Here is a 26,890-nt window from a genome sequence, read left to right on the forward strand (position 1 = left end):
TCGTGGGCTGTATCGGGCGACGCCGTCCTTGTTCCAATTAAGGTCGGCAGGGTTGTGGTCAAACCGATCCCCGTCGGTTTTCACGTCGTTGCTAAGCGTATGTGCAATTGCGATTTACCGAGTGAAATTGCGTAAATCGGCCAGTTTGCCTGCGCCTGGCTGGCGGGCGAAGGTCACTGAAACTTTTACTATTTCAGTGACGGTAGCAACGACGAACCGAAACGGTGGAACACCCGTGAGCATCGATTATGCGCTTAACGCTCATATTGCCACCATTACGATCAACCGGCCCGAGACGCGCAACTCGCTGGATATGGAACATTTCCGCGATTTGGCTCACGCATGGGCCGACTTCCGTGACGACGACGGCGCCTGGGTTGCCGTGGTCACCGGCGTCGGGCAGGATTTCTGCACCGGCGCCGATCTGAGAAATTCATTCCCGAACTCACCGGCGACGTTCCCAAACCCGAGGGATGGGATGCCCTCGACGCCATCCATGCCGTCCTGCACCGTTTCCCGATCTACAAGCCGATCGTTGCCGCGGTGAATGGTACGTGTATCGCCGGTGGCTTTGAAATATTGGGCTGCACCGACATTCGCGTCGCTGTGCCCGAAGCGCGATTCGCGGTGATGGAACCCAAACACGGGCTCTTCGCCGGCGGGGGCAGCACGGTGCGGCTGCCACGCCAGATCCCCTACGCCCTGGCGATGGAACTGTTGTTGACCGCCGACATGGTGAACGCCGAGCGAGCCCGGCAAATGGGGCTGCTGAACCAGGTAGTCCCGGCGCAGCAGTTGATGGACACCGCCTACGACTATGCGGAGCGGATCGCGGCCAACGCGCCGTTGGCGGTCTTTGCGACCAAGCAGTCCGCCGTCGAGGGGCTGACGCTCGATCTCGAGTCGGCATACGACAACGAAACTCGGCACAGCGATCGGGTTTTCGCAACCGAGGACGCCAAGGAGGGGCCGCGCGCATTCGCCGAAAAACGCCCGCCGCGGTGGCAGGCGCGCTGATCGATCAGCGGCGCGCGTGCCGGTCGACGTCGCGGACCACCAGGGACAGCAGCCAGCTCACGATCGACAACAGGATCGCGGCCCAGATCGCCGTCCACCAGAAGTGGTCGATCGCCAGCCCCCAGTGCGTGGTGTGTTCGGTGATTCGAGCGCATCAACGCGTTGACGACGATGTGGAAGAGACCAAGGGTCAGGATGTACAGCGGAATCGACAAGAACTGAACGATTGGCTTGATGAACGCGTTGACCAGTCCGAAGATCACGGCCACCGCGAAGATGATGCCGATTCGCTCCAGCGGAGTCTGGCCGCCGACGAAGCTCAGCCCGTGCACGAACTGGGTGACGATCCAGAGGGCAAAACCGGTCAATGCGGCGCGTAGCAGAAAAGGGCCCATGCCCGAAGATCCTGCCACCCGCGGTCGCCGTCGGCATCGAATTGACTGGGGGGCAGGCCCGTTCGGCGGGCGGGGAGCTCAGTTCAGTGCGTAAAAGCATTGCGCGTTGCGCCCCGCGATCTTCTCCCGCGCCGCTTCGCTGATGTCGGCCCGGGTGCGCAGGTGCTTGGTGCTCTCCGGCCACTCCCCGTCCCAATGCGGGTAGTCGCTGGCGAACATGATGAAGTCGGCGCCCAGCACGTCGATCACGCCGGGCAGGATCGGTTCTTCGGGCTCACACGTCACGAAGATGTTGCTCGCCTTGAGGTATTCGTGCGGGTCGCGGCGCCAGCCGCGCTCGACCCAATCCCCGCGTTTCTCGTAGTGCTCGTGCAGGCGGGAGATGAAGAACGGGACCCAGCCGGCGCCCGCCTCGAGGAAGGCGACTCACAACCCAGGGTGGCGCTCGAAGACCCCGCACGAGACCATCGCGGTCATCGCCGTCATCTGGTCGAACGGAAAGCTGATGCAGTGCACCTGGATGTAGTTGGTGAAGCGGTCCACGCCGATCTTGGGCAGGTGAATCCCCGGGGCGCCGTGATGCCCAGTGGCATGTTCAGTTCCACCGCGGCGGCGTAAAACGCGTCGAGATTGGGGTGGTCCAGGTTTCGGGTCTTCAGCGCCGGCGGGACCAGCCTCGCCACCAGCCCGAGCTCCTTGGCGTCGGTCATCACGTCGATGGCCCGCTGGCCGTGCTCGATCGGTGTCACGGCCACGCCGCGCAACCGGCCACCCGACGAGGCGCAGTAGTCGGCGATCCACCGGCTGTACAGCCGCGCGAAACCGGCCGCGAATTCCGGGTCTTCGAGGCTGGGCGCGCAGAGCCCCAGGCTCGGATACAGCACCATCGTGTCGATGTGATCGCGGTCGGCGTCCCCCAGCACACCGTCGGCCGACGAGCAGTTGATGTTGGGCGACTTGCTGATCCCGTGTTCGGGCGGACACCCGGCGCCCGGGCCGCGATCCTCCGGATAGTTGCGGCCCTCGATCATCAGCCGTAGCCGCCGGTCGGTGCTGGGCTTTACGTGGTCGGGCCACCGCTTGATCGCTTCGATCGCCAGCGAGGAATTTTCGGCGACATGTCCATCGGCATCGATGATGCGCATGTGATCGCAATCTACTCGCACGTGTTGGATGGTCAAACGGCTCGCGGTGCGCCACGATGCTTGACGTGACAACTCAACGGATCAGCGCCGACCAGCGAAATTCGTTCCTTGCCGCGATGTTGGGCTGGACGATGGACGCCTTCGATTACTTCATCGTCGTGTTCGTCTACGCCGACATCGCAAAGACTTTCCACCACAGCAAGGCCGAGGTCGCGTTTATCACGACGGCGACTCTGGTCATGCGCCCCGTGGGCGCCTTGTTGTTCGGGCTGTGGGCCGACCGGGTCGGCCGCCGAACGCCGCTGATGGTGGACGTGATCTTCTACTCCGTCGTCGGCTTCCTGTGCGCGTTCGCGCCCCACTTCACCATCCTGGTGATCCTGCGATTGCTGTACGGCCTTGGCATGGGCGGTGAATGGGGGCTGGGCGCCGCGCTGGCGATGGAGAAGGTGCCGGTCGAGCGGCGAGGCTTTTTCTCCGGTCTGCTGCAGGAGGGCTACGCCTTCGGTTATCTGCTGGCCAGCATCGGATCGCTGGTGGTGATGGACTGGATGGGGTGGTCGTGGCGCTGGTTGTTCGGCCTGTCGATCATCCCGGCCCTGATCAGCCTGATCATCCGCTACCAGGTGCAGGAATCCGAGGTGTGGGAAGCCGCCCAGGATCAGATGAAGCTCACCAACACCAAAGTCACCGACGTGCTGCGCGACGGCAAGATCGTGCGCCGGTTCTTCTACCTGGTGCTGCTGATGACCGCCTTCAACTGGATGAGCCACGGCACCCAGGACGTCTACCCGACGTTCCTGGGTTCGACGGCCAATCACGGCGCGGGCCTGGACAGCGTGACGGTCAAATGGATCGTGGTGGTCTACAACATCGGTGCCATCGTCGAGGGCCTGTTCTTCGGTTCCATGTCGCAACGGTTCAGCCGCCGCAACACCGTGGTGTTCTGTGCGATCCTGGCGCTGCCGATCGTCCCGATGTTCGCCTACTCGCGGACCGCGGCGATGCTGTGTCTGGGTTCGTTTTTGATGCAGGTCTGCGTGCAGGGCGCCTGGGGCGTGATCCCGGCGCACCTGACCGAGATGTCGCCCGACGCCATCCGCGGCCTCTATCCCGGCGTGACCTATCAGCTGGGAAGTCTGCTCGCCGCGTTCAACCTGCCGATCCAGGAGGCGCTGGCCGAGTCCCACGGCTATCCGTTCGCGCTGACCGCCACGATCGTGCCGGTGCTGCTGACCGTGGCGATACTGACGCTGATCGGCAAGGATGCCACCGGTATTCGCTTCGGTACCACCGAAACCGCTTTTCTCCCAACGGAAGTCAAGTGAGCTAGAGCGACGCAGCATGTGCATCGCGACCGTCGCCGACCGCTCACGGACATCGGAGCGATTACCCGGCAGCCGCAGGGTCCGGGTATCCGTGCGACCCTCGGCGAGCCGCACGGTGAAGCAGACCGTCCCCACCGGCTTGTCCGGCGTTCCCCCGCCGGGTCCGGCGATACCGGTGATCGCCACGGCGGTGTCGGCGCCGAAGCGCTGCAGGGCGCCGGCCGCCATCGCCTCGGCCACCGGCTCGGACACCGCGCCGTGCGCCTCGATGAGCGCCGCGTCGACGCCGAGCAGCTGGATCTTCGCGTCGTTGGAGTAGCTGACCACGCCGCCCATCACGTAGGCCGACGATCCGGGCCGGTCGGTCAGCCGGGCGGCCACCAGCCCCGCGGTGCAGGACTCCGCGGTCGCGATCCGGCGCCCGGACAGTAACCGCGCGACGAGGTCGTCCACCTGGATCCGTCTTCGGAGTACAGCTGCGCAGCGTGCCGGTCGCGCAGCAGCCGGGTCAGCTGGGCGTAGGCCGGCGCCGCCTCCGGCTCGTAGCGGGTCACCATTTCGATCTCGCCCCGCCGCAGGCAGGTGGTGATCTCCAGCGAGGAGAATCTGGCGACGGCATGCTGTGCGTCACGCAGCGTTTCGGCCAGCCCGGACTCGGGCAGCCCGAACATCCGGATGGTCTCCTGGCGGTAGATCGTTCGGCCCGCGATCGCCTGCTGCGCCGCGGGCGTCTCGATGGCCTTGTGCCACATCGGCTGAAGCTCACGCGGGGGCCGGGCAGCACGACCACCGCGGGCTTTCCGGGCACCACCACGCCCGGGGCGTTGCCCACCGGATCGAGCACCTGCGCACCGGCGGGCACCATGGCCTGTTTGCGGTTGGCCGCGCGCACCGCATCGAAACTCTCCGAATCGAAGTGCGCCATAAGCTTTTTGAGGATGTCGGCAATCTTGGCTTCAACTTCTTCGTCGAGCACCAGCTCGCGCTCGCAGAACCGCGCCACCACCTCGACGGTCATGTCGTCGGCCGTCGGGCCCAGTCCACCGCTGGTCACGATCAGGTCCACACCCTGGGCGGCCATGAAGCGCAGTTGGGCCTCGATGTCGGAGGGGCGATCGCCGCAGATGGTGATGTGGGCCAGCTCCACGCCCAGCTCCAGCAGCCGGTCGGCGAGCCACGGGCCGTTTCTGTCTTGGACACGTCCGGTGAGGACCTCGGTTCCGGTGACGACGATGCCTGCGCGTGCGCTCACCGGCATGAGCCTACTGGCGCGGCGGGGTCACCATGGCGTGAGTGCGCATTCGTGGCGTGCAGTGTGCGCTGACGGCCGGGCCACGCCGTGCGCCGCGGCCCAGGACGCACCCGCGAAGCCGTCAGCGCACACTCGACGAAGCGACCGCGCTAGCCCTCGGCGAAGCGACCGCTACCCCGTGGCGAAGCGTCGGGGCTAGCCCTCGGCGAGGTAGCGCTCGACCGTCGCGACCTTCTGCGTCATCGCGTCGGTGACGCCGGCCCGCAGGTCTGCCTTGATCACCGTGCTGACCCTGGGGGCACGAGCGGCCACGGCCTCGACGGCACGCTGCACGACCGCCATCACTTCCTCCCAGGTGTCGCCCTCGATCACGGTGAACATCGAATCGGTTTTGTTGGGCAGCCCGGACTGGCGCACCACTCGCACCGCGTCGGCGACGATCTCGCCGACGCCCTCGCCCACACCGAGCGGGGTGACGGAAAACGCGACTAGGACTGACACTGTGACGAGCGTACCCAGTCCGCCTGGCAGCATCGACCACGTGCGGGTGCTGGTGCAACGGGTCTCGTCGGCAGCGGTGGCCATCGACGGCCGGGTGGTGGGCGCCATCCACCCCGAAAGCCAGGGGCTGCTGGCCTTCGTCGGTGTCACGCACGGCGACGACCCCGACAAAGCGCGCCGGCTTGCCGAAAAGCTCTGGAAGCTCCGCATTCTCGCCGACGAACGCGCCGCGGCCGATATCGATGCGCCGATCCTGGTGGTCAGCCAGTTCACGCTCTACGCCGACACGGCGAAGGGCCGCCGGCCGTCCTGGAACGCCGCTGCCCCTGGTGCGGTGGCCGAGCCTCTGGTTGCGGCGTTCGCCGAAGCGCTACGCGGGTTGGGCGCCCACGTCGAGACCGGCGTGTTCGGGGCGAACATGCAAGTCGAATTGGTCAACGATGGACCGGTCACGGTGTTTCTCGAATTGTGAGCCCTCGCAGGTAGGCATTCGCAGTACATAACCCCAGCCCGGTAACGGATTGACTCGACGTGCTCCTGTCGGGTGCCACGAAAGGCGTTGCAGCGCAACGGTGACTAGGGCTTCAGCAGGATCTTCACGTCATCGCCCGAGCGCAACTCGGCGGTTGCGTACCCCTTGGCCGCGTCGTCCAACGGCATCGACGTGGTGAAGATCCCGTCGACATCGAGGCGACCCGCTTGCAGCAGCGGGATCAGCTCCGGCCAGGTGCGCTGCACCGGAGCCGTGGTGAATCGGATGGTGGTGCTGCGAATCAAACAGCCCAGGGCGTTGAGCGGGAACGGGTTCATGTCGTGCACACCGACGACAGAGACGGTCCCGCCGGGCCGGACGGTGTTGACCGCGTCGGTCAGGGACGAATCGGTGGCGACGGCGTCGATGACCGCATCGGCGCCACGTCCGCCGGTGGCAGCCAGGATCGCCTCGAGGGCCGGCGCCTGGACCGGCGTGGCACCCCACCGAGCAGCGCGGTCCAGCCGTCCGTCGACCCTATCGATCGCGAAAACCGTTGCGGCGCCCTGAAAAATCGCGCTGCGCAGCGCGCACAGCCCGACGGCACCCAACCCGATGACGGCCACGGTACCGCCGAACGGAATGTCGGCGCGCTGTGCTGCCGCCCATCCGGTGGCCAGGTTGTCGGTGAGCAGCAAAGCCTATTCGGTGCTGATACCGTCGGGGATCTTGAGCAGCTGGAAGTCGGCGGCGGGCACCGCGAGCAGATCGGCTTGGGCACCGCCGAGCAGTCCGCCGCCGAAGATCTGAAAACCCGAGTAGCACATGATCGGATCGCGGGTGGCACACCCCGGACAATTGCCGCAGCCGGTCACCGAGGACACCATGACCTGATCTCCCACCTGGACGGTGCGCACCTCGGGTCCGACTTCCACGACGGTGCCGACCGCTTCGTGGCCCAGCGCGATCGGGTCGACCATCGGGAAATCGGCCTCGTAGAAATGCAGATCGGATCCGCAGATGCCGGCGGCGCTGACTTCGACGATCGCTGCGTCGGGGCCGGGCAGTGTGGGGTCGGGAAGGGTGTCGACCCGGATGTTGCGGGGGCCATCGACGACTACCGTGCGCATAGTGCTGTGCTCACTTCCTGGTCGAATTACGACGCACCGTGCCGGCGTAACTGAGGGCATGCTGGTAGGTCTCGAGGTTGTCCCGCGAAATCTTCGCGTGCACCAGGCGCTCGAGGAAGAAGCGCAGCACCGGGTTGTAGGCGTGATACGTCTCGTGGAACGTCAGCACGGTGGTGCCGTCGGGCTGCTCCTCGAGCTCGTGATAGCCCTCGGCGCGCGACCACAACGGGGCGCCGACGGCCACATACCGCGACAGCTTGTTGAGCTCGGCTTCGGTCACGGTCTCCCGGGACCGCGCCCGCCCACCGGTCAGCAGGTATTTGGGCACCTCGAAGATGCAGGTGCGGACCAGGCCCTCACCGGCTTCGTTGCCCTCGTTGAGGATTTCCATGCTGCCGGTCGGCCACTTGAGCACCCGCGGCCGCGGCGCCGGGGGATGCAGCACCCGCCAGACCTTTTCGGCGGCGCGTCGACGTGGAATCGCACGGTGTAGGACTGCATCAGCCATTTCCATCAGCCGGTAGCCAACTGTTCCAATACGTGATGGTCTCCGCGGGCGGCCGGGTGGCCGGGCGGAAATCGGTGCCGATCGTGTAGGCGACCGGGAACAGCGCGGCCTGGGTGACCGTCGGCGGAATGCCGAGCAACTCGGCCACCTCCTGCTCCTTGAACAAATGCATCGTCGTCCACACCGAGCCCAGCCCGCGCGAGCGCAGCGCCAGCAGAAAGCTCCAGCCCGCCGGGATGATGGACGCTCATGCGGCCGCGGCGATGCCCGGCTCGGCGGTGTCGATGCGCTGGTTCAGACAGGGGATGACATGCACCGGAACCTGTCCCAGCGTCTCGGTCAGGCTCATCGCACTCTGGTAGACCCGCCGCGTCTGCGGGTCGGTCGCATTGTCGGCCGCGTACGCCAGGTACTGCGCACCGATGCTGCGGTAGATCTCGGCGATGGCCGCGCGCTTGTCCGCGTCGGTGATTACCACCCAGCGCCAGTCCTGCATGTTGCTGGCCGTCGGCGCCTGCATCGCCAGCTGGATGCATTCCAGAATCACCTCGCGACCGACCGGCCGGGTCAAGTCGAGGCGTTTACGAACCGACCGGGTGGTGCTCAGCAGCTCGTCGACGGTGGCGATGTCCATTGGGTCCTTTTCGGTTGTCAGAGGTCGATGGCGCAGGATTGGTCGACACCCAGCACGGTCAGCGAGCATCCCAGCCCCAGGAACACCGCGACGCACAACGTCAGGTCCAGAATCTCGTCGTCGGAAAACGATGCTCGAAGTCGTCGGAAGAACGCGTCATCCAGCGACGCGTGGTCGTTGGCGAAGCGTTCGGCGTACTCGATGGCAAGCCGCTGGCCGGGGGGTAGCCGGGGTAGTCGGCGTACGCGGCGACGTTGTCGTACAGCTCTGGCGCTACCCCCGCGTCGAGCACGGACTGCGCGCGAAAACCCGAGCAGGCCACGCAATCGTTGATCTGGGCGATCCGCATCCTGGCCAGCTCGCGCTCGTCGGCCGGCAGGATGCTCTGCTGATAGGCGCCGAGGATCATGGTTTCGACCATGCCGCCGAGCTGGGGCCGCAGCGTCCAGATCATGGCCGCTTCGCCACCCGGACCCTCCGGCACGTCGAGCCTTGCCATGCGAAAACTCCTGCCCGTTAAGGACGGTACCGAATTGAGCAAACCAGATTCTCAACTCGGCTGTCTAGGAAGCCGACTAGGCGCAATTAGGCATACGACTAACCCGCCCTGGACGCGAAAAACTGCCGGGGTTACCGTCCGTGGAGCGGCCTTCCGCCCGGCGCCGCGAATGGAGGTCTGTGCGTGCTGTTCATGCACGAACTACACACGGTGCGCGGCCGCAAGGAAGACGAGTTCGAGGCGGCGTTCCGGGACGGCTGGATGAAAATCCTGGCGCACGGCGACGACGCTCGATTGCTGTGGTACGCCAACCAGGCACACGGCAGCGGCCCCGCGTACACCGTCGTCACCGTCACCGCGGTGCGCGACGGCGCCGCGTAGGAGCGGCTGACCCTGCGGGTGCAGAAGGGCGATCTTCAGGAGTGGATGCGCGGTCTCGACGAGCTCCGCCACGAGGTCGAAGCGAAGCTGCTGATGCCGCTGCCCTGGTCGCCGCTGCACGTCCAGTTCGACGAGGTGCCGGTGGACGGACGAGAGCACGAGATGACGCTCTACATGGAAGACACCATGTGGCCCTACGAGGACAAGTTCGAGGAGTACATCGTGCGCTGCGGCGAGGTGTACGCCCGCAGTCTCGAGGAGCCTTCCTCCATGCTGTCGATGCACGCCGCATTTCAGCCGGCCCTGGGCAGCCACGTGCGGCGAGAGGTGATCCTGATGCAGCGCATCAGCCGGCCCAACTCTCTGCTCGACCTGCTCCGCAGCCACATCCCGGCCGAGTACCGCGCCCCGGGCACCTGGATGTACGACGCCCTGGACCTGCGCGACCAGTGGACCAGCCGGTTGCTGCGCACCTCCGAGTGGTCCCCCCTCTTTTAGGGGCACTGCGCCCGCTATGAACATCGGGACGATCCACGACGCCGCCGCCGGCGGGGATCCCGCCCGGCCCACGCTGCTCGTGGCTGACCGCGCCGTCAGTTACGGCGAGCTGGCGACTGCGGTACGGCAGTGCGCGTCGAGCCTGGCCGCGCACGGCGTCGCACCCGGAGCGCGCATCGCCGTCGTCGACGACGCCGGCCTGCTGTCCATCGCCGCGGTGCTCGCTGCGGCGCGCATCGGCTCCACGCCCGCGCTGATGAATCCCGCGCTGACACCGCCGGAGTTGCGGGCGCTGCGCCACGACGCCGGCTGCGCCGATGTGGCTGTCGCGGGGGAGCGGTACGCCGATCGGGTCCGGGACGCGGGTGCCCCCACGGTGTTGACGCTCGCCGATCTCGTCGCCGCCCGGCAGCCGGCGTCGGCAGCGGGCGAGGCCGTCGACGCGGACGAGGACCGGGACGCGTTGATCCTTTTCACCAGCGGCACAACGGGACTGCCGAAGGCCGTCGCCGTCACCGGCCGGCGGCTCGGCATGCGCGTCACCGGAATGTCGCGGCCATTCCGGGCGGGGGGCAAGCCCTCGGTGAGCACGCTGACCGTGCCGCTGTTCCATGTCGGTGGCGCGCTGGGCCTGTTCGGCAGCTTGTATTCGGCAACACCGCGGTGGTGCAGTCGCGGTTCGACGCCGGCGAATGGCTGCGCCTGGTGTCGAAGCACCGCGTCAGCACGACGTTCGTGGTGCCGACGATGCTGCAGCGGATCATCGACCATCCCGACTTCGCCGGCACCGATCTGTCGTCGCTCATCGCCATTGCCTACGGGGCGGCGGCCGCACCGCAGAGTCTGGTGCGCAGGGCCATGGCGGCGCTGCCGCACGTGGCGTTGACCAACGTGTTCGGCCAGACCGAAACCCTGGGCGCCTACACGACTTTGCTGCCGGACGATCACCGCGCCCCGGTTCGCGCCGGCTCGGTCGGTCGGCCGTTACCCGGAGTCGAGGTGCGCGTGGTCGACCCCGACACGGGTGACGACGTCGAACCCGGCGCCGTCGGCGAGCTGTGGGTGAACACCACCCAGAACGTCACCGAGGGCTGGCTGCGCACCGGAGACCTCGGCCGCCAAGATGCCGACGGTTACATCTTCCCGAGCGGTCGGCTGAAGGACACGATCAATCGCGGGGGCGAGAAATTCGGTCCGGTCGAGGTCGAAGAGGCATTGCGTTCACATCCGGCGGTCAGTGATGTCGCCGTCGCCGGGATCGCCGACGACGAGTTGGGCCAACGCGTCGGTGCCGCGGTGGTGGCCTGCGCGCCGGTCACGCTGGACGAGTTGCGAGCCCACTGTCGCGAGTTGATCGCCTACTTCAAGCTGCCCGAGCGATTGGCAATCGTCGACAACATTCCGTACAGCGCAATCGGCAAGGTCAACCGCGATCGGCTCGCCACGCTGATCGCCGACGGCAGCTAGGAGTCCAGGTGCTGTTTCTGCACGAGACGCACAAGGTGGTGGGTACCCGGCAGGACGAATTCGAGGCCGCCTACCGGGACGGTTGGATGCCCACGCTGGCTAACGGCGACGTCGCCCGGCTGCTCTGGTACACCAACCACGCGCACGGCAGCGGGCCCTCATACACCGTCGTCACGATCACCGGCATCACCGACGGCGCGGCCTGGGAAAGTCTGGCCCGGCGCGCCCAGCAGGGCGACCTGCGACCGTGGCTGCGCGAACTGGACAACCTGCGCCACGAGGTGACGGGCAAGCTGCTGCTGCCCGTGACGTGGTCGCCCCTGCAGTCGGTCGACCTGGCGACCGTGCCCACCGACGCGGCCACCCATCCGCTGAGCCTATTCATGGAGGACACCGGCTGGCCCTCGGCGCCACTCGATGACTACATTCGCTCGTGGCACGACATCTACTATCGGCCGCTGTCCGCGGCACCGGCCCGCATGCGGATACTGGACATCCCGGCCTGTTTCCAAGTCGCGCACGGAAGCCATCGGCGACGAGAAGCCATGCTATGGCAGAAGATTGACGACTCCAACAACTACGCGGCGCTCGTCCATCTGCTCACCGAGGAGGTGCCGCCGCAGTACCGGGGCCCGTGCAGCTACATGTACGAGGCCCTCAAGTATCGCGATCAGTGGGAGAGCCGGCTGCTGCGCACGTCGGACTGGTCGCCGTTGTACTGAATCTCATGCCCGGCGTAGAATTCGGGCGGCCTCACCGGCCATCTCGCGCACGATGTCGGCGGCCGGCCGAATATCGCGGACGAGTCCGACCGCTTCGCCGACGAGTATCGCGGCGGCATCGAAATCGTCTGCGGCAACGGCCTTCTGGAACGTCTCTACGGCTTCGGGCAGGGCATCCGCCAGCTGGTCCTCGTTGCCATGCCAGGTGTCGAGAAAGGCGTTGCGCAGCGCACGCGCGTTGTAGTCGTCTGGCCAATTGAGTTGTCGGACAACGTCGTACACGCGGGTTCGCAAGGTGTCATCGCCGCCGGCCGCGATGACACGCTGGTGAGCCCGCGGTGACACCAACGCTTCGGTGCTGGCCCACAGCCGGGTGCCGACCAGTGCTCCGTCGGCTCCCAGCGCCAACGCCGCCGCAAGTCCGGGGCCGTCGGCGACACCGCCGGCGGCCACGACCAGCGTCTCGGGGGACCGCGCACCGACCAGGTCGACGACCTCGGGCACCAGCGTGAAGGTGGACCGGACGGTCATGCCGTGACCGCCCGCCTCACCGCCCTGCGCCACGACGATGTCGGCGCCGGTGTCCACGGCGTGGCGGGTGTGGTCGAGGTTTTGCACCTGGGCGATCAACGCAATGCCGGCGGCACGGATGCGGTCGGCGAACGGGCGAAGATCGCCGAACGACAACATGATTGCCGCGGGTCGGCGTTCGAGAGCCAACTCGAGAAGTTCGGGGCCGCGGGGGTGAACTTCGCCGACCACTTGGCCCGCGTCGGGCTGTATCCGGACGCGCCGAAACTTCCGGCGTCCCCGGTGAGGAACTGCGCCCGGTTCTACGAGTTGCTGGCGGCCAACCTCGAGCCGGGTCCTCATTGCAGGTGACGCCGACTGGCTCCGGCGTGAATTCGACCAGGCAAACGGCCTGGTCTTTCGGCCACGGCGGCCGGCTCGCGGCGGCGGTCGCGAGGGTCGGATGTGGGTTCATCACCTGGAGCCTGGCGCGGCGGCCGCGAACGGCGACCTGTAGCTGGCCCGGGCCCGGAGCGGGCGGGTCCGGTCGCTGTTGCACCTGCACGACCGAGGGATCCCCGTGCTTGGTGATCACGACTGCGCGCATCCCGCTCCTTCCCCTACACCCGATCGGCCGAAGGCCGCATCGCAGATAACGCTAAGTTGCTCGCTATGCGATTCGCCTGGGAACGATTGATCCCGAGCGTGTATCGCTGCCGGGTTCCGTTCTGCGATGTCACCGTCGGGTTGGTCCGCGGACGCGATGGGACATTACTTGTCGACACCGCCACCACGCTGACCGAGGCGGGCGCGATCGACGAGGACATTCGACAGCTCGCCACTTGCCCGGTCACTCATATTGTGTTGACGCACAAGCACTTCGACCATGTGCTGGGTTCTTCGTTTTTCACCGACGCCGAATCTACTGCGCACCCGAGGTTGTCGACTACCTGACATCGGCGCACGACCAGATTCGCGCCGACGCGCTCGGTTGTGGCGCGGACGCCGCCGAAATCGACCGGGCAATCGCCGCGCTGCGCCCGCCGCAGCGCGGGCGCTACGACGCCGTCATCGACCTCGGCGACCGCGACGTGCGGGTCACCCACCCGGGTCGCGGCCACACCACGTCGGACCTGATCGTCGTGGTGCCCGGGTTGGACGAACGCGACCAGCACGTGGTGTTCACCGGCGACCTCGTCGAAGAGTCCGCCGACCCGGCCATCGATGCCGACTCCGATGTGGCGGCCTGGCCCGCGACTCTCGATCGGGTGCGGGCGATCGGCGGGCACGACGCGCTCTACGTGCCGGGCCACGGGAAGACCGTCGACGCCGCCTTCATCGGCCGCCAGCGGGCCTGGTTACAACGGCAGTCGTGCTAGGCGGTCGCGCCGGTGCAGGCGGCGAGCAGCGCACCTCGCTGGTCGGGGCCCGAGTCCCAACGGCGTGAACGACAGCGCATACCAACGCTCGTACCGTAATTCCGTCTGCACCTGACCGACCGTACTCGCGGTTTGCTGACGAGGGTGGCATTCTTTTCATTCACCCGCCTATGCAGTTTGCTGGATCGGCCCCGGCCGCCGTGGGCCGCCAAACCGTCTCGCGAGTGCTCACGAAAACCATTGCGCCACAACGATTTCGACATATGCCACGGACATTCCCGGCTGAGGCGCCCAAAGTACACCGTGTGGCAACGGGTTTGCCCCGGCTCGGCATTCGGCCAAGTAACGATGATTGAAATCCCGGGTCCGGGGATAGACTCACGATCAGCGCAATCGTGCTGGAAGGGGAGCATAAAGCCATGGCCATCATCGACGCGGACACCGAGGTCCCCGCACCGGTCGACGAAGACGTCGCCGCCACGCAGCGCTACTTCGACGATCCACGCTTCGCCGGAAAGATTCGCCTGTACACGGCGCGCCAGGTAGTAGAGCAGCGCGGCACGATACCGACCGATTACACCGTGGCTCGCAAAGCCGCGGAGGCCTTCTATCCCCGCCTGCGCGAACTGTTCGCGGCGAAGAAGAGCATCACCACCTTCGGCCCCTACTCGCCGGGGCAGGCCGTGAGCATGAAACGAATGGGTATCGAGGGCATCTACCTCGGCGGCTGGGCAACCTCGGCGAAGGGGTCCACCACCGAAGACCCGGGGCCCGACCTGGCCAGCTATCCGCTGAGCCAGGTGCCCGAGGATGCCGCGGTGCTGGTGCGCGCGCTGCTGACCGCGGACCGCAATCAGCAGTATCAGCGGCTGCACATGAGCGAGCAGCAACGCGCGACGGCCAAGGAGTACGACTACCGGCCGTTCATCATCGCCGACGCCGACACCGGCCACGGCGGTGACCCGCACGTGCGCAACCTGGTGCGCCGATTCGTGGAAGCCGGCGTGCCCGGCTACCACATCGAAGACCAGCGTCCGGGCACCAAGAAGTGCGGCCATCAGGGCGGCAAGGTCTTGGTGCCGTCCGACGAACAGATCAAGCGCCTCAACGCCGCCCGCTTCCAGCTCGACATCATGCGGGTGCCGGGCATCATCGTCGCGCGTACCGACGCCGAGGCGGCAAACCTGATCGACAGCAACTCCGACGAGCGCGACCAGGCGTTCCTGCTCGGGGCGACCAACTTGGACATTCCGTCCTACAAGGCCTGTTTCCTGGCGCTGCTGCGGCGCTTCTACGAGCTGGGCGTCAAGGAGCTCAACGGTCATCTTCTCTACGCGCTGGCCGACAGCGAGTACGGCATCACCAACGCGCGGCTCGAGCGGCAGGGGATCCTGGGCCTGGTCTCCGACGCGGTCAACCAATGGCGGCAGAACGGACAAGACTCGATCGACGACCTGTTCGACCAGGTCGAGTCGCGGTTCGTGGCAGCCTGGGAAGACGATGCCGGTCTGATGACCTACGCCGACGCCGTGGCCGAAGTGTTGGCGTTCGGCGAAAGCGAACACGACGAACCGGCGACCATGAGCCCCGACGAGTGGCGCAAGTTCGCCGCGCGGACGTTGCATTACGCGGCGCGCGAGAAGGCCCGGGAGCTGGGCGCCACGCCGGACTGGAGCCCCGAGCTGGCCAGGACGCCCGAGGGTTACTACCAGGTGCGCGGCGGGATTCCGTACGCGATCGCCAAATCGCTGGCGGCGGCTCCGTTCGCCGACATCCTCTGGATGGAGACCAAGACCGCGGACCTGGCCGACGCCAAGCAATTCGCCGATGCGATCCATGCCGAGTTCCCCGACCAGATGCTGGCCTACAACCTGTCGCCGTCCTTCAACTGGGACACCACCGGCATGAGCGACGAGGAGATGAAGCGTTTCCCCGAAGAACTCGGCAAGATGGGCTTCGTCTTCAACTTCATCACCTACGGCGGCCACCAGGCCACCAGATCGACGGTGTGGCCGCCGAGGAGTTCGCCGCCAACCTGCGCCAGGACGGGATGCTGGTGCTGGCCCGGCTGCAGCGCAAGATACGCCTGGTCGAGTCGCCGTACCGGACCCCGCAGACACTGGTCGGCGGCCAGCGCAGCGACGCCGCGCTGGCCGCGTCGTCGGGCCGCACCGCGACGACCAAGGCGATGGGCAAGGGCTCGACGCACCACCAGCATCTGGTGCAGACCGAGGTGCCGAAGAAGCTGCTGGAGAAGTGGCTGGCCCTGTGGAGCGAGCACTACCAGCCGGGCGAGAAACTTCGGGTCACGCTGCGGCCTCGCCGCGCCGGCTCGGACGTGCTGGAACTCGCGATCAGGGGCGAGGGCTCGGACTCGCAAGAGCCGCTGGCCAACGTCTTCGTCGACCCGATCAAGGACCGGCACGGCCGCAGCATCCTGCAAGTGCGTGACCAGAACACCTTCAGCGAGAAGCTGCGCCAGAAGCGACTGATGACGCTAATCCACCTCTGGCTGGTGCATCGCTTCAAGGCCGACGCGGTCTACTACGTCACGCCCACCGAGGACAACCTGTATCAGACCGAGAAGATGAGTCCCACGGGATCTTCAGCGAGGTCTACCCCGAGGTCGGCGAGATCATCGTCGCCGAGGTGAACAAGCCGCGCATCGCCGATCTGCTCAAGGCCGATCGGGTGGCGCTGCGGAAGCTGATCACCAAGGAAGACTAGTCATCTCCGCGTAGCCGCGAGAGCCTCCATGCGTGGTCCGCTGCCGCTGCACCGGGGTCATCTCGCTTTCCTACCACAATCCGCTGTGGGTCGCCGACCGGCTGATGATGCTGGACCACCTACGGCCGGGTGATCGGCGGGGTGGGTCCCGGCTCGCTGCCCAGCGACTCGTCGATGATCGGCCTGACCCCGACCGACACCCGGGAACTGCTGGACACCAACCTCGACATCGTGGTGCGACTGCTGCGCGGAGAAACGGTGAGCGCCAAGACCCCGACGCACGAACTCCACAATGCCAAGCTGCAACTCGCCCCGTACTCCGACGGCGGGGTTCCGTTGGCAGTGGCCGCGGTCGCGTCCCCGACCGGTGCGCGGCTGGCCGGCCGGCACGGCATCGGCCTGCTCTCGATCGGCGCGACGCTGACGATCGAAGGCTTCAACGCGCTGCAATATCACTGGGACATCGAGAAGAGGGGGCCGCGACGTACGGCACCACCGTCGACCGCAAGAACTGGAGCCTGGTCTCGCTGTTCCACATCGCCGAGACGGAAAAGCAGGCCCGCGAAGACGTGAAGTTCGGGATGGAGCCATGGTTCCGCTACTTCCAGAAGGTGGCCGCGTTCCCGCAGATGACGATGCCGGGTGAGCAGATCGACGAGATGATCGACGTCATCAACGGCAACGGCGCCGGGGTGATCGGCACGCCCGAGCAGGCGCGCGCAGGTGCAGCGGATGTGGGACCAATCCGGCGGATTCGGCTGCGTGCTGCAGATGGGCCACGAGTGGGCCAACCCGGCCGCCACCAAGCGGTCCGCCGAGTTGTTCGCCGCCGAGGTGATGCCGCACTTCCAGGGTCAGGCGCAGCCCACGCTGGATGCCGCCGCACGCGCCAGCGAAGCGCGCGAGGGGCTGGCGGAGTCGCAGAACCAGGCCGTCGAGCACATGACCAAGAAGTACCAGGACGAGCTCAACGCCAAGTAGGCCCGCCCAGTCCGAACCACCGCGTCAGCACTCGGCGAAGTTCCTCGACGTCCGGCGCTGCCCCCGAGGATGCCCACGCCACGTAGCCGTCGGGGCGCACCAGCAGCGCGGTGGCGGGCACCCCGCGGTCCGGCCGTCCGCCGGCGACGGTGAGCTGGCCGGCGGCGTCGGCAACCGCGGCGGCCACGCAGCCGGAATCGGTGAGATCGACAAGTAGCGGTCGTCCGGTGCGGGCCAGCTCCGCCACCCGTGTCGTCGCGCCGTCGTTCGTCACGCCGAAGTCGGGCACCCAGCGCCCGGTCAGCGGATGCGCGTCGGGGTCTGTGCCGTACCGGTTTTCGGCCCCGGATATCAGGTCGCCGAGCCGCCGGGCGATCCCGGAATCGGTGAGCAGCTCGGAGAAGAGCTGCCGCAACGCGGTGACCTCGGGCCCGGGCCGCACCAGGGCCAGCTGCGCGCGGCTGTGCATGATGACCCGCTCGGCGGCCGGCCGGCGCTCCGCCTCGTAGCTGGCGAGCAATTCGGGCTCGACACGTCCGCGCAACACCGCGGCGAGCTTCCAGCCGAGATTCACCGCATCCTGCAGCCCCAGGTTGAGTCCCGGCCCACCCATCGGGGAGTGGACATGCGCGGCATCGCCGACCAAGATCACCCGTCCCGTTTGATACCGCGACGCGATCCGCGAATTGATCCCGCGGAATCTGCGCAGATCCAGCGGCGCGTCGGGCGACACGGGCCGCAGCGGCACGTCGGCACCGAGCACCCGCTTGGCGCTGGCCTCCAGTTCGGCCAGGCTCATCGGCGGTTGGTCGTCGGCATCGTCGGGGGGTTCCTCGCGGGCCGCTCGATCCAGCTCGAAGACGATCATCGCCGCCCGGCCACCGAGCGCGCCGTAGGCGAAGACGCCCTGATCGGTCCGATGGAACTGCAGCGGCGGCACCCGGCCGAACCCGGGAATATCCAGTCCGCCGCTGACCGGGTCGATCCAGTTCGCGGGCGGGAGCACGTCGAAGCCCATCCGGGCGACCAGGTCATGCGACGACATACCCGGGAACTCGATACCGGCCAGCTTGCGGGTCATGCTGGCGCCGCCGTCGGCGCCGATCAGGTATTTGGCCCGCAGTCGATGGGTGCCGGCCGGCCCGGCGACAGCGATCGTGACGCCGTCGGCGTCCTGGTCGAACCCGGTCAGCGCGTGACCCCAGCGAATGTCGGCGCCGAGTTCGACGGCCCGATCGGCAAGCGCCTGAACCAGCCGGGACTGCTGGACGGGCAGCAAGTAGACCTGCGAGTCGATCATCGACGTCAGGTCCAGCGGGAAGGCCGCAAACATCGGGCGAGGGTTGAGGCGGAGCGGTTCCGTGCTCCCCGACAGCGGGCCGTACAGCCCGCGATGGTCCAGGATCCGAACCCCTTGGCCGATAACGCCGTTGGCTCGCCGCAGGGGATTGGGCCCGGGCATCGGGTCCAGCACCACCGGCCGGATCCCGTTCAATCCTAGCTCGCTGGCCAGCATCAGCCCGTTGGGACCGCCACCGGCGACGACGACGTCAATCACTCAGGCCAGCTTAGTAGTTGGGGGAGTGGGCCGACGAACACCGACTCGACTGACAGCGGCTTTTCCTGTTGCGGCGCTGGCCGCTTGGCAGGTCGCCTAGCGGGCGCCGCGCGATTCGCGGTCGGCCGCCTTCACCAGCCGATCCGCAAGCAGCTTGACCGCACCGCCCAGCGCGGCCCGCGTCGCCGGGCCGGTTCCGCGAACTCGCTCGACGAACGAACCCGACCACCGGATGTCGGTGCCGCCGGCCGCGTTCGGCGTCAAGACCACCTCGCCGCGGTAATCCTTGGCGGGGGACGGCCCGATCAGCTTGTAGACCTGCCGGCGATCCTGCTCGTATTTCACGATCTCCTCCCGGGCCAGCATCGGGGGCATCCCGATCTTGCGGATCGCGCCGACACCGCCCGGCGCCGGATCGCCGTGGCGCGCCCAGCTCGAATGCATCACCATCGGCTTGGCCCAGCTCGACCAGCTCGCACCATCGGCCAGCAGCCGGAACACCGTGGCGGCCGGCGCGTCACTGGTCCGGTTGATCTCGAACGAAAACTTGCGACCCGACATAGCCGCGTACCCTACCGCCTCGAGACACGGACTCGGGCCGATGGACGAGCGGTAGTGAATACCGTCCGGAGCCGCCATCATTCACGGTATGGCGAAACGGCCGGTGTTCCTTCTCGCGATCGTGTTGTTGCTCGGCGCCTGCGGTCAGCCTGCACCGAAAACCACCTCCGCCGGCCCGGTCAACATCGACGCCGCGATGGCGGGCAGCCAGAAAGTGCTGGATGACGCCATCGACGAAGGGGCGGCCGGCTGTTCGGCCGCGGTGGGCGTCAAGGGTGCGGTCGCCTGGACCGGGGTGCGCGGCCTGGCCGATCTGACCACCGAGGCCCCGCTCACTCCCGACACGGTCTTCGATCGCGTCGGTGTCCAAGCAGTTCACCGCCACCGCGCTGCTGTTGCTGGTCGATGCCCGCAAGCTGACGCTCGACGACCCCCTGTCCCCACATCTGGCCGAACTGCCGGCGTGGGCCGGCAGCGTCAACGTCGGACAACTGATGCACCAGACCAGCGGCATCCCCGACTACGTGGAACTACTCGAGGCGCAGGGGTTCGCCTTCGGCGACCGCACCACCCAGGAGCAAGCGGTGCGAGCCGTGGCCGCCATGCCGAAGCTGACGTTTCCGCCCGGCTCCCAGTTCGAATACTCGAACTCCAACTACTTGCTGCTCGGCGAGATCGTCCGCCGAGTTTCGGCCGAACCGTTGCCGCAGTTTCTTGCCGAACAGATCTCCCGTCCGCTCGGCCTGGCCATGGTGGTGGATCCGACCGGACAAATTCCCGGCAAGGCCGTCGACTACGAAGCGGACAGCGACGACTACCACGCCACCACGACCGGCTGGGAGCAGGTCGGTGACGGCGGCATCCAGACCACGCCCACCCAACTGGTCCGGTGGGCCGACAACTATCGAACCGGCCGCGTCGGCGGCGCGTCCTTGCTCGACGCGCAGCTGCGCTGGGCGGTGCCCACCGATCCGGGCGACGGTGACAAGCACGGCGCGGGAATCTTCCTGCTGGCCAACGGAACCCTCGACCACGATGGCGAATGGGGCGGTTTCGTCTCGGCGTTTCGGGTGAGCAAGGACCGGACCACGTCCGTCGCGATCAGCTGCAACGCCGACGAGCAATACCTGGAAACCCTGGCCGGTTCCATAGCGAAGCTCTGGATGTAGTGTGCGCCAACGCTTTTGGTGAGGATCAGGCGAGGGCTGTGACACCGGTGACGGTGCGCCCGTCCTCCAACTCGACGGTGGTCACTGCCATCGGCGCGGTCAGGGCCGCGGCGAAGCGGCCCAGGCCGGCTTCGGAGATACGGAACAGTTCGCCGCGACGGCCGTCGGTCGTCCAGATCTGCTCGGCAAACCGCGCGCCGAGTTGCTCGCGCAGCCAGTGCTGCGGCTGACCCCGCAGATGGGCGCCGAATACCGCCAGCTCGACCCCGGTTCTGGCCAACAGTCCCGACGAAGCGCCGATCAATCGGGCACCGAGGTCGGCGGCGACTTGGTCGGCGAAGGCGGGAACGACGATCGTCACCGCAAACGGAGTGCCCGCCGCTGTCGGCGCGACCGGAACCGTGACCGCGGCCATGTCGAGCAGATTGCAGAAATTGGTGTACGTGCCCATGCGGCGGCTGATCCCGACGGGGTCGACACCCACCGCGCTCAGCGTGGGATGTTCGGTGGTGGTGGGCAACAGCAATGCGTCGAAATCGTCGAGCAGCCCGGCCGTCTGCGCCCGCGCGCGTGCCAACGCGTCAAGGTCGGCGGCGAAGGCGGGACCGCTGACCTGGCGCGCCGCGGAAATGATCGACGCGACAACGAGATCCGCGCTCGCCGGTACGGTGTCGAGAAAATCGCCGACGGCCGCGTATCGTTCGGCGACGATCGCGCCATCGTAGAGCAGCAGCGCGGCGTCCAGCAGAGCGGAGATGTCGATCGCCTCGACGTTCAGGCCGGCGTCGACCGCGGTGCGCACGGACTGTTCGAATGCCTCGCGATAGGCAGGGCTGAGTGCGGCGAGGTTCGCGGCTTCCGGGATCGCCAGCCGTGCCACACCCGGGGCGGCGAGGCGAACGTCGGCCGGCCAGGGGCGGCTGCGGGGGTCGCGCGGATCCGGTCCGGCCATCACGGCGACCGCCGCAGCGGCCAGGGAAAGGTCGGCCGCCAGCACGCCGACGGCGTCATAGCTGGCGCAGGCCGGGACGACGCCGTGGGTGGGGATGAGGCCGAGGGTGGGCTTGATGCCGACCAGACCGTTGAGTGCGGCGGGCACCCGGATCGATCCGGCGGTGTCGGTGCCGACACCGATGTCGACGATGCCCAGCGCCACGGCGACCGCGGAGCCGGAGCTCGACCCTCCCGAGACCAGGTCCGGGCAACGCGAATTGCGCACAGCGCCATAGGGACTGCGGGTACCGGCCCGAATTGGTCGAGGTTGGTCTTGCCGAGCACGACGGCCCCGGCGTCGCGGAGCCGGTCGATCGCGACCGCGGTGGCGGTCGGTCGGTAGGCGAACTCGCGGCATCCCGCGGTGGTCGGGAGCCCCGCCACGTCGATGTTGTCCTTGACCGCAACCACCCGCCCTGCCAGGGGCAGGCGCTCTCCCGCGGCGAGGCGTTCTTCGACGGCCGCGGCGTCGCTGAGCACATCGGCCTGTTCTATCAGCGTGATCCAGACCTCGGGCCGGTCCACCTCCGCGAGGGTGCGGTACGCGGCCGTCACCCGCGCGCTGGGCGCCGACGATGTCACAAGACGTGCGGCGCGACGAGGACCGCGGCCCCGGACACCGCGAAACCGATCAGGAACGCGATGACCGTAAAGCCCATCATTTGGCGCACGTTGAGCTTCGCGATCGCCAGCACGGGCAGCAGCCAGAACGGCTGAATTATGTTCGCGACACCCTCTCCGACCGCCACCGACATCGAGATCAGGCCAAGATATGCCGCCGAATGCTGGTCGATGGCCAGCGCGGAGCCGACCGCGATCGGCCCCTGCACCGCCCAGTGCCCGCCGCCGGATGGGACGAATAGTGAAATGACAACGGAGCCAACGAATGTCAGGAATGGCAACGTGTATTGATCCGCGCCGCGCACCAGGGCCTCGGCCAGCACCGTCTGCAGCGCCCGACCCGATCCTGCCGGCAGGTATCCCAGCAGGCCGGCGATTCCACCGTACAGCGGATACTGCAGCAGCAATGGGCCGGACACTTTCGCCGCGCCGGAAAACGCGCGGATGAAGCGAATCGGTGTGCCGTGCAGCAACGCGCTGGTGACGGTGAACAACATGATCATCGACGAGATGTTCAGCGCGAAGCCGCTCAGCACGAAATACGTTATGCCCGCGGCGAATACCAGTACGTTGAGAATCCAGAGGTTCTCCAGGCGCTCGGCGAACGTTTGTGGTCCCTGCGGCGGATCCGGTACGGGCTCTTCGTCGAAGACCGCGGGATCGGGTTCGAGGCTTTCATCTGGTTCCATCCGCCAGATCGTGACGGCGACCAGTGCGACCATCGCGATGACGGCGAGCCAACTGTAGGGCTGGAACATCGTCCACCGCAGCGGCACGATCATTCCGGTCATCTTGTGAAGGACGTTGATGGGGCTGGTCGTATCGGTGTTGGCCAGCGCGATCGACGACGAAAATCCCTGCGTTCACACCAGATAGCCCATGAACCCGGTCGCGATCAAATAGCCGAAATGCGCATGGGGAAGCCGCTTTGCGACCTGACGCGCCACCAGCGCACCGGCCACCAGGCCCAGGCCCCAGTTCAGCAACGAGAAGACGCTGCTGACGCCGAAACATAGCAGCGCTCCCTGCAGCTGGGTGGTCGGCTTGCTCGCGAGACGAACGATGGCCCGTTTCACGACGGGCGCCTCGGCCAGCGTGTAGCCGGTGACCAAGATCAACAGCATCTGAAACGCGCAGGTGAAGATGTTCTGCGCGCCCCACACCCCGCCGTACCACGCTTTGAGAACCCCGGTCGGCGTGGCGCCCCGGACGAGCAACGCCACGAGCGCGACCACGATCAGAGTCAAAATGACCGCGAACAAATAGGGGTCCGGCATCAACCGTTCGACATACCGGACGCAGAGCATGGTGAGCTGCTGCGTGAGGCCGCGACGTACGACTTGTTCTTCTTTGGTGGTCGTCATTGCCCGCCTTTACCTCGCTGCTGCGCCCGCTCTCGTTGACCGAAGCGCTCAGGTAACTCTAGATTGGTTGCCGCCGGGTGGCCTCAAATGAACTCGTAGACAAAGACAACGACGATTGCCACCGCCAACAGAATCAAGCTCGCGACGATGACGGCGCGCACCACACGCGACTGGCGGCCGAACCATTGCCGCAGTTGCGAAAAACGCCAATCGGTCCACGCGTAGGCGCGCGGCCCACAGCGCTTCGACCGCCAGCAAGCGGAAGGCCACCAACGGCGCGGGGATCCCGACTTCGGGAAGCAGCACGATCAACGGAATGGAGGCGACGAGCAGCATCCCGCCCAGGACGGCCAGGCCGGCCCGAATTGGCAGCGGTTTGGCCCGCCCGCGAGTGCGGTAGGCGAGCACCCGGGCCAGTGCGTCGGCGCGGGCCTCGGGGTGCTGATCGACAGAGTTCACGGTTGCTCCTCATGGCCCCCGCGGCGGTATCGACTCGGACTCTAGCCGACGGCTGAATGCCGAGGGTGCTATCGCCGCGCACCTAGACTGCGGATATGGATGACGGTCCCCGACACCACTCGGTGGCTCCAAAAGGCCTGCTACGAATAGAGGATTGCCTGGACGCCGACGGCGAGATCTCGTTGCCGAGGGGTACCACGCTGATTTCGTTGATCGAGCGCAACATCGGCAGCGTCGGCGATTCGACTGCCTACCGCTACCTGGACTACGCCCGCTCGGAAGGACACGTCCTCGAAATCACCTGGGCCCAATTGGGTGTGCGCCTGCAGGCCATCGCCGCGCGCATCCAGCAGTTCGCGGGCGACGGCGACCGGGTGGCGGTTCTGGCCCCGCAGAGCATCGACTACGTCGCCGGCTTCTACGCCGCGCTCAAGGCGGGAACCATCGCGGTGCCGTTGTTCGCCCCCGAGCTGCCGGGCCATGCCGAACGGCTGAAGACGGCGCTTCTCGATTCCGAGCCGACCGTGGTGTTGACGACCGCCGCGGCCAAAGACGCGGTCGACGAGTTCCTGATCCAGTGCGGGCGGCTGCGCAAGCCCGACGTCCTCGTCGTCGATCGGATCCCCGATTCGGCGAGGGAGTCGTTCGTCCCGGTGGAGCTGGACATCGACCGGGTGTCCCACTTGCAGTACACCTCGGGGTCGACCCGGCCGCCGGTCGGCGTGGAGATCACCCACCGGGCCGTGGGCACCAACCTGACGCAGATGATCCTGTCCATCGATCTGCTGAACCGCAACACTCACGGCGTGAGTTGGTTGCCGCTCTATCACGACATGGGGCTGTCGATGATCGGCTTTCCCGCCGTGTACGGCGGCCATTCCACGCTGATGTCGCCCACCGCGTTCGTGCGCCGACCGCAGCGATGGATTCAGGCCCTGGCGGCCGGGTCGAGGGAAGGCAACGTCGTCACCGCCGCACCGAACTTCGCCTACGAGTGGGCGGCCCAGCGCGGCCTGCCGGCGGCCGGCAACGACATCGACCTGAGCAACGTCGTGCTGATCATCGGCTCCGAGCCGGTCAGCATCGAGGCGATCGCGACGTTCAACAAGGCGTTCGCGCCATATGGGTTGCCGCGCACGGCATTCATGCCGTCGTACGGCATCGCGGAGGCGACGCTGTTGATCTCCACGATCGAGCCAACCGCGGAGGCCAAAGTTGCCTACCTCGACCGCGGCCAGCTGGGCGCCGGTCGCGCAGTACGGGTCGGCGCGGACGCTCCTAATGCGGTGGCACACGTATCGTGCGGGCGGCCGGCTCGCAGCCTGCGAGCCGTGATCGTCGACCCCGACACCGCCGCCGAACTGCCCGACGGCACCGTCGGCGAAGTGTGGTTGCAGGGCGACAACGTCGGCCGGGGCTATTGGCGGCGCCCGGCGGAAACCGAGCGGGCATTCCACGCGCACCTGCAAGCGCGGCTGGCCCGGGGTAGCCGCGCCGACGGCTCGGCCGCCGACGGCTGCTGGCTGCGGACCGGCGACCTGGCCACGTATCTCGACGGCGAGCTGTACGTCATCGGCCGCATCGCGGATCTGGTGATCGTCGAGGGCCGCAACCACTATCCGCAGGACATCGAGGCCACCGCCGCCGAGGCGTCGCCGATGGTCCGGCACGGCTACGTGACGGCCTTCGCGGTACCGGACGGCGGCGTGGTGATCATGGCCGAGCGCGCGGCGGGCACCAGTCGCGAAGATCCCCAGCCGGCGATCGAGGCGATCAAGTCCGCGGTAGCGCATCGCCACGGCCTGACGGTTTCCGACGTGCGCTTGCTGCCGGCCGGCGCCATTCCCCGCACCACCAGTGGAAAGCTGGCGCGGCTGGCCTGCCGCGCGCACTACCTCGGCAAGCATTAGCCACTCGGTCGGACGTTTCCGCGGTGGCATCCTGGCCATATGGGTCTGGTCGTCCGGCTGGTGGAGTTGCTGATTCTGCTGCTGCCGTTCATAGGCCTGGCCATCGGCGCGCTGCGTGCGTTCGGCGCCAACAAACGCAGGGCCGCGGAAGCAACAGAGCCGACGGCACCGCCGCCCGAGCCCCCCGCGACCAGTCAAGCCGCGCTGTGGCGATTGCTACGGCGGATCCTCGACGAGCACCGCCGCACCGACACCCGCTGGCTGTCCTACGAGCTGGACTTCGCCAAGCTGCTCGACTACCCGCTGATGACGGACCTGCGAGATCCGCTGACCGTCGCCTTTCACAAGGCCAAGCTGCGCGCGGACCTGTTGCGGCCGGCCAAGGCCGAGGATCTGCTCGACGACTGGGAGGCCGCCGCGCGCTATCAGGTCGCCGTCGAGGACTACGTGACGGCGTTCAACGTCGCCGAGGCGGAGGCAATACGGCGGGGCCGCGACGACTTCTCCCGCGACGAACAGCAGCGCATCGCCCGCGCCCAAAGCCTGCTGAGGATGGCGTCGGACTCGGCCGCCGCGCCGCGGGAACGTCAGAACGCCTACGAGTCGGCCCGCAAGGAGCTCGACGGCCTGATCGTGTTGCCCGCCACCACGCAGGCCGGCATCGAGCGCGGGATCGCCGGTGAGATCGAGGGTTAGGCCGCGCCGGCAT

General features: G+C 67.2%; 15 protein-coding genes and 16 pseudogenes. 16 read left to right on the top strand and 15 right to left on the bottom strand.

The window, feature by feature from the left end; genetic code table 11:
- Nucleotides 1–235 precede the first annotated feature (235 nt).
- Both T428_RS35470 and T428_RS28365 read left to right on the top strand, forming a co-directional pair.
- A complete protein-coding gene (locus tag T428_RS35470; RefSeq protein ID WP_281173871.1) occupies nt 236–547 on the top strand; it encodes an enoyl-CoA hydratase/isomerase family protein in 312 nt (103 codons plus the stop codon).
- Nucleotides 544–1,017 carry an enoyl-CoA hydratase-related protein gene (locus T428_RS28365; RefSeq protein ID WP_281173872.1) on the top strand — a complete coding sequence of 158 codons (474 nt, stop codon included), beginning with the start codon at nt 544–546 and terminating at the stop codon, nt 1,015–1,017. The genes T428_RS35470 and T428_RS28365 overlap by 4 nt, the downstream gene beginning before the upstream one ends.
- Before the next feature lie 4 nt (nt 1,018–1,021).
- Here T428_RS28365 and T428_RS32065 read toward each other — a convergent pair.
- Together T428_RS32065 and T428_RS28370 are read right to left on the bottom strand one after the other, a co-directional pair.
- Nucleotides 1,022–1,412: pseudogene (locus tag T428_RS32065) on the bottom strand (phage holin family protein).
- Nucleotides 1,413–1,490: 78 nt separating this feature from the next.
- Nucleotides 1,491–2,557: pseudogene (locus T428_RS28370) on the bottom strand (amidohydrolase family protein).
- Nucleotides 2,558–2,613: 56 nt separating this feature from the next.
- Between T428_RS28370 and T428_RS0115145 the strand changes: the two are divergent.
- Entirely contained in the window at nt 2,614–3,885 is a 1,272-nt protein-coding gene (locus tag T428_RS0115145) for an MFS transporter (protein WP_425412041.1), read from the top strand.
- Between the two features lie 3 nt (nt 3,886–3,888).
- Here T428_RS0115145 and T428_RS28375 read toward each other — a convergent pair.
- Nucleotides 3,889–5,137 (bottom strand): annotated as a pseudogene (locus T428_RS28375) (competence/damage-inducible protein A); the annotation flags it as partial.
- A gap of 195 nt (nt 5,138–5,332) precedes the next feature.
- Nucleotides 5,333–5,638 carry an MTH1187 family thiamine-binding protein gene (locus T428_RS0115165; RefSeq protein ID WP_025737159.1) on the bottom strand — a complete coding sequence of 102 codons (306 nt, stop codon included), beginning with the start codon at nt 5,636–5,638 and terminating at the stop codon, nt 5,333–5,335.
- Nucleotides 5,639–5,678: 40 nt separating this feature from the next.
- Between T428_RS0115165 and dtd the strand changes: the two genes are divergently transcribed.
- Nucleotides 5,679–6,110, top strand: coding sequence for a D-aminoacyl-tRNA deacylase (gene dtd, locus T428_RS0115170; protein WP_025737160.1), 432 nt, complete (start codon nt 5,679–5,681; stop codon nt 6,108–6,110).
- Nucleotides 6,111–6,214: 104 nt separating this feature from the next.
- Here the strand turns inward: dtd and T428_RS28380 are convergent.
- The 4 genes and pseudogenes from T428_RS28380 to T428_RS28395 all read right to left on the bottom strand — a co-directional run bounded on the left by T428_RS28380 (nt 6,215) and on the right by T428_RS28395 (nt 8,881).
- A pseudogene (locus tag T428_RS28380) lies at nt 6,215–7,240 on the bottom strand (alcohol dehydrogenase catalytic domain-containing protein).
- A 10-nt stretch (nt 7,241–7,250) separates the two neighbouring features.
- A pseudogene (locus T428_RS28385) lies at nt 7,251–7,741 on the bottom strand (SRPBCC family protein).
- A pseudogene (locus tag T428_RS28390) lies at nt 7,741–8,382 on the bottom strand (nitroreductase family protein). Before T428_RS28390 ends, T428_RS28385 begins: the two co-directional pseudogenes overlap by 1 nt.
- A gap of 100 nt (nt 8,383–8,482) precedes the next feature.
- Nucleotides 8,483–8,881, bottom strand: coding sequence for a carboxymuconolactone decarboxylase family protein (locus tag T428_RS28395; RefSeq protein ID WP_245604927.1), 399 nt, complete (start codon nt 8,879–8,881; stop codon nt 8,483–8,485).
- A gap of 183 nt (nt 8,882–9,064) precedes the next feature.
- Between T428_RS28395 and T428_RS34680 the strand changes: the two genes are divergently transcribed.
- From T428_RS34680 to T428_RS0115205, 5 genes and pseudogenes are all read left to right on the top strand, one after another.
- Nucleotides 9,065–9,262, top strand: a complete 198-nt coding sequence (locus tag T428_RS34680; protein ID WP_245604928.1) for a hypothetical protein — start codon at nt 9,065–9,067, stop codon at nt 9,260–9,262.
- 18 nt (nt 9,263–9,280) lie between these two features.
- The gene (locus T428_RS28400; protein ID WP_245604929.1) at nt 9,281–9,760 is read left to right on the top strand and encodes a hypothetical protein; all 480 of its coding nucleotides are present in this window, start codon (nt 9,281–9,283) and stop codon (nt 9,758–9,760) included.
- Nucleotides 9,761–9,776: 16 nt separating this feature from the next.
- A pseudogene (locus T428_RS28405) lies at nt 9,777–10,792 on the top strand (class I adenylate-forming enzyme family protein); the annotation flags it as partial.
- A gap of 30 nt (nt 10,793–10,822) precedes the next feature.
- On the top strand, nt 10,823–11,227 hold the full coding sequence (locus tag T428_RS35790; protein WP_342666278.1) for an AMP-binding enzyme: 405 nt from the start codon (nt 10,823–10,825) through the stop codon (nt 11,225–11,227).
- 8 nt (nt 11,228–11,235) lie between these two features.
- Nucleotides 11,236–11,949 (top strand): hypothetical protein, encoded by a 714-nt coding sequence (locus tag T428_RS0115205; RefSeq protein WP_025737161.1) that lies wholly within the window; start codon nt 11,236–11,238, stop codon nt 11,947–11,949.
- Nucleotides 11,950–11,952: 3 nt separating this feature from the next.
- Here T428_RS0115205 and T428_RS0115210 read toward each other — a convergent pair whose 3' ends face one another.
- The gene (locus tag T428_RS0115210; RefSeq protein ID WP_025737162.1) at nt 11,953–12,711 is read right to left on the bottom strand and encodes an NAD(P)H-dependent flavin oxidoreductase; all 759 of its coding nucleotides are present in this window, start codon (nt 12,709–12,711) and stop codon (nt 11,953–11,955) included.
- On the opposite strand from T428_RS0115210, the pseudogene T428_RS34690 reads away from it, so the two are divergent.
- Nucleotides 12,685–12,760: pseudogene (locus T428_RS34690) on the top strand (hypothetical protein); the annotation flags it as partial. The gene T428_RS0115210 and the pseudogene T428_RS34690 overlap by 27 nt on opposite strands.
- A 198-nt stretch (nt 12,761–12,958) precedes the next feature.
- Here the strand turns inward: T428_RS34690 and T428_RS32825 are convergent.
- Nucleotides 12,959–13,066: pseudogene (locus T428_RS32825) on the bottom strand (oxidoreductase); the annotation flags it as partial.
- Between the two features lie 65 nt (nt 13,067–13,131).
- On the opposite strand from T428_RS32825, the pseudogene T428_RS28410 reads away from it, so the two are divergent.
- The 3 pseudogenes from T428_RS28410 to T428_RS28420 all read left to right on the top strand — a co-directional run.
- Nucleotides 13,132–13,838, top strand: a pseudogene (locus T428_RS28410) (MBL fold metallo-hydrolase).
- Between the two features lie 419 nt (nt 13,839–14,257).
- Nucleotides 14,258–16,565: pseudogene (aceA, locus tag T428_RS28415) on the top strand (isocitrate lyase ICL2).
- A gap of 50 nt (nt 16,566–16,615) precedes the next feature.
- A pseudogene (locus T428_RS28420) lies at nt 16,616–17,546 on the top strand (LLM class flavin-dependent oxidoreductase); the annotation flags it as partial.
- Here T428_RS28420 and T428_RS0115245 read toward each other — a convergent pair.
- Nucleotides 17,533–19,104, bottom strand: a complete 1,572-nt coding sequence (locus tag T428_RS0115245) for an FAD-dependent monooxygenase (protein WP_025737165.1) — start codon at nt 19,102–19,104, stop codon at nt 17,533–17,535. The pseudogene T428_RS28420 and the gene T428_RS0115245 sit on opposite strands and share 14 nt — an antisense overlap.
- Nucleotides 19,105–19,200: 96 nt before the next feature.
- Nucleotides 19,201–19,665 carry an SRPBCC family protein gene (locus tag T428_RS0115250; protein ID WP_025737166.1) on the bottom strand — a complete coding sequence of 155 codons (465 nt, stop codon included), beginning with the start codon at nt 19,663–19,665 and terminating at the stop codon, nt 19,201–19,203.
- An 88-nt stretch (nt 19,666–19,753) separates the two neighbouring features.
- Here T428_RS0115250 and T428_RS28425 point away from each other — a divergent pair.
- A pseudogene (locus T428_RS28425) lies at nt 19,754–20,834 on the top strand (serine hydrolase domain-containing protein).
- Between the two features lie 25 nt (nt 20,835–20,859).
- On the opposite strand, the pseudogene T428_RS28430 reads toward T428_RS28425, so the two are convergent.
- From T428_RS28430 to T428_RS32070, 3 pseudogenes are all read right to left on the bottom strand, one after another.
- Nucleotides 20,860–22,409, bottom strand: a pseudogene (locus T428_RS28430) (allophanate hydrolase).
- A pseudogene (locus T428_RS28435) lies at nt 22,406–23,812 on the bottom strand (TIGR00366 family protein). The pseudogenes T428_RS28430 and T428_RS28435 overlap by 4 nt, the downstream one beginning before the upstream one ends.
- An 83-nt stretch (nt 23,813–23,895) precedes the next feature.
- Nucleotides 23,896–24,271: pseudogene (locus T428_RS32070) on the bottom strand (hypothetical protein).
- A gap of 95 nt (nt 24,272–24,366) precedes the next feature.
- Here T428_RS32070 and T428_RS0115275 point away from each other — a divergent pair.
- Together T428_RS0115275 and T428_RS0115280 are read left to right on the top strand one after the other, a co-directional pair.
- Nucleotides 24,367–26,181, top strand: coding sequence for a fatty acyl-AMP ligase (locus T428_RS0115275; protein WP_025737167.1), 1,815 nt, complete (start codon nt 24,367–24,369; stop codon nt 26,179–26,181).
- Nucleotides 26,182–26,220: 39 nt separating this feature from the next.
- Nucleotides 26,221–26,877 (top strand): hypothetical protein, encoded by a 657-nt coding sequence (locus T428_RS0115280; protein WP_025737168.1) that lies wholly within the window; start codon nt 26,221–26,223, stop codon nt 26,875–26,877.
- The last annotated feature ends 13 nt before the right edge of the window (nt 26,878–26,890 follow it).

The organism is Mycobacterium genavense ATCC 51234 (genome assembly GCF_000526915.1).
In the GTDB taxonomy this organism is placed as follows: domain Bacteria; phylum Actinomycetota; class Actinomycetes; order Mycobacteriales; family Mycobacteriaceae; genus Mycobacterium; species Mycobacterium genavense.

What these genes read in the sequence shown, in the direction of transcription:
- T428_RS0115145 (WP_425412041.1), top strand. Translation starts at nt 2,614, where the DNA reads ATGCTTGACGTGACAACTCAACGGATCAGCGCCGACCAGCGAAATTCG.
- T428_RS28395 (WP_245604927.1), bottom strand. Translation starts at nt 8,881, where the DNA reads ATGGCAAGGCTCGACGTGCCGGAGGGTCCGGGTGGCGAAGCGGCCATG.
- T428_RS0115250 (WP_025737166.1), bottom strand. Translation starts at nt 19,665, where the DNA reads ATGTCGGGTCGCAAGTTTTCGTTCGAGATCAACCGGACCAGTGACGCG.
- T428_RS0115275 (WP_025737167.1), top strand. Translation starts at nt 24,367, where the DNA reads ATGGATGACGGTCCCCGACACCACTCGGTGGCTCCAAAAGGCCTGCTA.
- T428_RS0115280 (WP_025737168.1), top strand. Translation starts at nt 26,221, where the DNA reads ATGGGTCTGGTCGTCCGGCTGGTGGAGTTGCTGATTCTGCTGCTGCCG.